The organism is Microcystis sp. M53598_WE2 (assembly GCF_030067735.1).
In the GTDB taxonomy this organism is placed as follows: Bacteria; Cyanobacteriota; Cyanobacteriia; order Cyanobacteriales; family Microcystaceae; genus Microcystis; species Microcystis aeruginosa.
Map to the genome: position 1 here is coordinate 1 of NZ_JASJFE010000462.1, position 5,446 is coordinate 5,446.

Below are 5,446 nucleotides of genomic sequence, written 5' to 3' on the forward strand. Positions count from 1 at the left end.
CCCATTATGAAATTCAGTAAAATCGCTGTAACCATTGTAACATCGTTGTTAAATAAAAATCTTTCTCAATTAATTTTTAAGAATTTATAAATATTGCGGAATGTTAATTTAAATATTCTCAAGTTTTTGGCATCAATCAATAAATTTTGCTTATCTTTGGCGAATATGGGGTTAGGAGTCAGTCATCAGTCATCAGTTATCAGTTATCAGTCATCAGTGTCAGCTTTTTTCTCCCTTCTCCCTGCTCCCATCTCCCCCCGCAACGCGCACGAATTGGTCTCCCCTCTCCCCTTCTCCCTGCTCCCTGCTCCCATCTCCCTGCTTCAGAAAAATATTAAGTTTTATTAAGAAGTTAGTGACAAAACACCAGCTTTAATCTCTATTATCGTAGTAAGTGGCTTTTGACCCGAATCAAGCCGGTCAAGATAAATAGTAACTTTTGCCCATCATCAAACAAAGATGGTCAGTCTAACTAAAACAGTCGCTGTGGCCATGCCCTCGTGATCAATTCCTATGTCAACCCTGGTTATTGTCGAATCCCCCACCAAAGCTCGGACAATCAGTAATTATCTACCTAGCGGCTATCGAGTCCAAGCCTCCATGGGCCACATCCGCGATCTGCCCGCCTCTGCCGAAGAAATTCCCCCCGCCCACAAAGACAAATCCTGGGCCAACTTAGGCGTAGATGTGGAGAACGATTTCGACCCCCTCTACGTCGTCCCCAAAACCAAAAGTAAAGTCGTCAAAGAATTAAAAGAAGCCCTCAAAGGGGCCAGCGAACTGATCCTCGCCACCGACGAAGATCGGGAAGGCGAAAGCATCAGTTGGCATCTCTTGCAGGTACTCAACCCGAAAATACCCACCAAAAGGATGGTATTTCACGAAATCACCAAAGAGGCAATCCAAGCCGCCCTCAAAAATTGTCGCTCCATCGACGAAAATTTAGTTCACGCCCAAGAAACCCGCCGCATACTCGATCGCCTCTACGGTTATACCCTCTCCCCCCTACTTTGGAAAAAAATCTCCAAAGGGTTATCCGCCGGCCGCGTGCAATCCGTCGCGGTACGTCTGCTCGTGCAGCGCGAACGAGAACGACGAGCCTTTAAAACCGCCAATTATTGGGACCTGAAAGCCACCCTCGAAAAGGACAAAAATCAATTCGAGTCGAAATTAGTCACCTTAAACGGTCAAAAAGTGGCAAATGGCAGCGATTTCGATGCCGACACCGGCAGACTGCTCCCCGGTCGCCAGGTGACACTTTTGGATCAAGCCACCGCCGCCGCCTTAAAAGAACGCATCGAAGACAAAATCTGGCGCGTTAGCCACACCGAAGAAAAACCCACCACTCGCAAACCATCCCCCCCCTTCACCACCTCCACCCTACAGCAAGAAGCTAACCGGAAACTGGGCATATCTGCCCGGGACACCATGCGAATCGCCCAAAATCTCTACGAACAGGGCTACATCACCTATATGCGGACCGATTCCGTCCATCTTTCCGATCAGGCCATCACCGCCGCCCGCAATTGTGTAGAACAAATGTACGGAAAAAATTACCTCAGTCCCCAACCCCGGCAGTACACCACCAAAAGCAAAGGCGCACAGGAAGCCCACGAAGCCATCCGGCCCGCCGGTAGTAGCTTTCGCCTGCCCCGGGAAACCGGCCTGAGCGGACTAGAATTCGCCCTCTACGACCTAATCTGGAAACGTACCGTCGCCTCACAGATGGCCGATGCCCGCATTACCCAGATCGCCGTTAATATTCAGGTAGAAAATGCCGGATTTCGCTCCTCCGGCAAAAGAATCGACTTCCCCGGCTTTTTCCGCGCCTATGTGGAAGGTTCCGACGATCCCGAAGCCGCCATCGACGACCAAGAAATAATCTTACCCGCCCTCAGCGTCGGTGATACCCCCAATTGTCGCCAACTAGAAGCCATTAGCCACGATACCCAACCCCCCGCCCGTTATAGCGAAGCCTCCCTCGTAAAAACCCTCGAAAGTGAAGGAATCGGGCGACCCAGCACCTACGCCACCATTCTCGGCACAATTATCGATCGCGGTTATGCCCAAATGCGGAATAAAACCTTGATTCCCACCTTCACCGCTTTTGCCGTGGTTAGTTTGTTAGAAAATCATTTCCCCGACCTGGTAGATCCCAAATTTACCTCGAAAATGGAGGAAACTCTCGACGATATCGCCACTGGTTCCGCTCAATGGTTGCCCTATCTCGATCGCTTCTATCGCGGCGAAAAAGGGCTAGAAAGCCAAGTAAAAGAGCGCGAGAGTCAAATTAACTCTAGCACCGCCAAATCGGTGATTTTAGAGGATTTACAGGCAACTATCAAGATCGGCAAATACGGTCCCTATCTGGAAGTCTCCCGAGGCGATCAAATCCTCACCGCTTCCATCCCCGCCGATTTAACCCCCGCCGACCTCAACCCCGAACAGGTAGAAACCCTGCTGCGACAGAAAACCGAGGGTCCCGATAAATTAGGTCTTCATCCCGACAGCGGAGAGCCAATTTATCTGCTCGTGGGTAGTTACGGCCCCTACGTCCAGTTAGGAGATGTCAGCGATGACAACCCCAAACCGAAACGCGCCTCCCTACCCAAAGGAGTCAAACCAGAGGATGTCACCCTCGAACAAGCGGTGGGTTTATTGGCACTGCCGCGACTACTGGGAACCCATCCCCTCACCGGAGGCAAAATTAAAGCCAGTTTAGGTCGTTTTGGCCCCTATATAGTTCAGGAACAGGGTAAGGAAAAAGAATATCGTTCCCTGAAAGCCGGCGATGATGTCTTAACCATAACCCTCGATCGAGCTTTGGCCTTATTAGCCGAACCGAAAAAAACTCGCAGCGCCCGCGGTTCCACCAAACCACCCTTAAAAGAATTGGGTAAACATCCCGACGATGGGGAATCCGTGGGATTGTACGAAGGTCCCTACGGAGTTTATATCAAGCACGGTAAGACCAACGCCAAGATTCCCGAAGGAGAAACCGCCGAAACCCTGACTCTAGAACAAGCTTTAGTCGCCCTAGCGGCCAAGACAACCACTGCCAAGAAAACCACTACTAAGAAAACTACTTCTAGCACGACCAAAAAAACTACTTCCCCAGGCAGTAAAACCAGCAAAAGTAAGACGGTTTAGCGGTTAGTGGTGGGGCGATTTTCTCCATGGTTAATTCCTGGCCCTGATGCGAGGACAAATCTGGCTGGCTTTTTTGTCTTTTGCACCACTTTGAACGGGCTGCTCCCATACCCCAAATTCCCTACTGTAAAGCAATCGCCATCGCTTCTTGGGGAATTTGCCGGTAAATTGGTTTTAAAAATTGTTCTATGGCATCTGATTCGGGGGCAGCGAGGGGAAAATTGCCTAAAATGTCGAGAATGGTTTGATTTTCATTCCCCGGCGTAATCACAACTAGGGAGGGATCTAGCTCCTCATCGTACTGCCAAAAGCGATCGATAGTGCTGTCGGGGGCAGTTTTTTCAACTACTGTGGGGGGTTCACTGACTGCTAAAGGTTGATTATCAGAGGAATAGGAGCGTTTTTCTCGTAAAGCTTCCAGAATTTGGCTTTTGGTTCGGCCGCGCAGTTGCAAAAGCAGGAAGGGATCGACGCTAAAACGATCGCCCAATTGATAATATACTGCTCCTATATGTTTGCAGGGGTTGGCTTGATCGGGACAGGTACAACGAGAGCGAATATCAGCTAGGGAAAAGGGAAATAAATTCACCCCACTATCGATAAAAACACGCTCGATATGATCGGGCATTTGTCCCGTGAGCAATTGAGCGGAATAAATGGCCTTTTTGGAGAGAAGCTTAATAATATAATCCCATTCTTCATCACTAAAAGCGACTAGGGATAAGTCCACTATATAAGGCTCTGGTTCACTGCCTTGTACTCTGGCAATAACTTGCGAGTCTTCAAAGTCAATACTTAAAACATTGCCTTCTCTGGCGTAAAGTCTAGCTCGTTCCAAGCGTTTTTTAAAGCGATAGGAATCGAGTAGTTCCAGCCATTTTTGTACCCACCAAGCTTGTTCTGTCATTTTTTATTCACCCTACCGCTTATCAGCTTCGTTACCAACAAAAACGCCAATTCAAAAAGGAAACGCATCAGCCTTAAGAGTTGACAGAGAAAGGCTCATCAGGTATATTCTGATCTTTAACAACAACAAATCAGACCCAAAAATGAAGCCACCAACATCCTAACATAGAACCAAGAAACTTGCTCTACCAACTTGGTCAAGAGGTAAATTTATCTCAACGGCAAATAGCCGTCTTGCTGGGATGTCATGTCATCTATGAAGCAGAAACCCAAATTGTGAGTTTTGGGAATCGCCGTCCGTTTTACGGCGGTCAGGATGTCAAGAAACCATCTACAAAATTTCTTGGGAGAGGGGATTAAACGAGCATACTAATGGACTGTTAAGACAATTCTTTCCCAAGAAAAGGAATTTTAAAATCCTTAAGCCAGAGGAGGTAAAAAGAGCAGTAAACTTGGTTAACAATCGTCCTCGAAAATGTCTTGACTATCGTACCCCGAATGAGCTATTATGTGATAGCTCAGACAGTGATGAAATTCAGAATTGAATTGAATTGGCAAGATGTACACAAAAACGAGGATTTTAGGTATGAGGACAGAACAGAAAAATCCACAATTAAATTGTCAGAAATTAGCAGAAGTCTTTTTATCAAATCCCTTAATTGAAGATTGCTATTTTATGGTACGGGAGGGGGAATTAGTCGCCTATATCGTTTCCTCTGGAGCTTGGAATTCTGAACAATTGTCCTCCGATTTACAGTCTCAGTTACCGGACAATCTTCTGCCTAATATCTATGTGCAGATTTCCAGTTTACCCTTAACCGATAGCGGTGATGTCGATGAAACTGCATTAAAGAATATTGAAATTATCGATGATCATCAAGTTCAGGAGACAGAAGAAAAACTACGCTCTTTGTCAGACATTGATCAAGTTGCCGTCGTCATGACTTCCAAAAAAATCAAAATTTTACCCCTACATCTATCGGACTTATTGCCCTTAAAAATAGAGAAAAAAAATGATCATCAAAAATCTGAAACCCCGATTCATCTGGGGATTCACACTTCTAACACTCAAGCTGGAATCAGTCACGGACAGCTTTTAGAAGAATCTGAACTTCAACCGAAAACCTTGGCAGAAATCCTCCAAAAAGCTGCTGAAAATTATTCAAATAAAGGGATTATTTATATTCAATCTAATGGATTGGAAGTTTTTCAGTCTTATCAACAATTATGGGAAGACGCTCAACAAATACAAGCCGGATTACAAAAGCAGGGTTTACAAGCTCACGATAAAGTAATTCTTCAGCTATCGGAAAACTATGATATTATTTCCGCATTTTGGGGGTGTCTTTTAGGGGGATTTATTCCTGTTATTATTTCAGTGCCACCCAGC

At 46.3% G+C, this 5,446-nt stretch carries 2 protein-coding genes and 2 pseudogenes; 3 read left to right on the top strand and 1 reads right to left on the bottom strand.

Translation table 11 applies throughout. The features are described 5' to 3' along the window. Window positions 1-513: 513 nt before the first annotated feature. The gene (topA, locus tag PX636_RS09595) at window positions 514-3,150 is read left to right on the top strand and encodes a type I DNA topoisomerase (RefSeq protein WP_002796370.1); all 2,637 of its coding nucleotides are present in this window, start codon (window positions 514-516) and stop codon (window positions 3,148-3,150) included. Window positions 3,151-3,271: 121 nt separating this feature from the next. Here the strand turns inward: topA and PX636_RS09600 are convergent, their stop codons facing one another. Continuing rightward, window positions 3,272-4,057, bottom strand: a complete 786-nt coding sequence (locus tag PX636_RS09600; protein WP_002796369.1) for an SWIM zinc finger family protein — start codon at window positions 4,055-4,057, stop codon at window positions 3,272-3,274. 340 nt (window positions 4,058-4,397) lie between these two features. Here PX636_RS09600 and PX636_RS09605 point away from each other — a divergent pair. Continuing rightward, a pseudogene (locus PX636_RS09605) lies at window positions 4,398-4,601 on the top strand (transposase); the annotation flags it as partial. Window positions 4,602-4,642: 41 nt separating this feature from the next. Beyond that, window positions 4,643-5,446: pseudogene (locus PX636_RS09610) on the top strand (SDR family NAD(P)-dependent oxidoreductase); the annotation flags it as partial.

Coding starts and splice junctions, on each gene's coding strand:
- topA (WP_002796370.1), top strand. CDS start 514: ATGTCAACCCTGGTTATTGTCGAATCCCCCACCAAAGCTCGGACAATC.
- PX636_RS09600 (WP_002796369.1), bottom strand. CDS start 4,057: ATGACAGAACAAGCTTGGTGGGTACAAAAATGGCTGGAACTACTCGAT.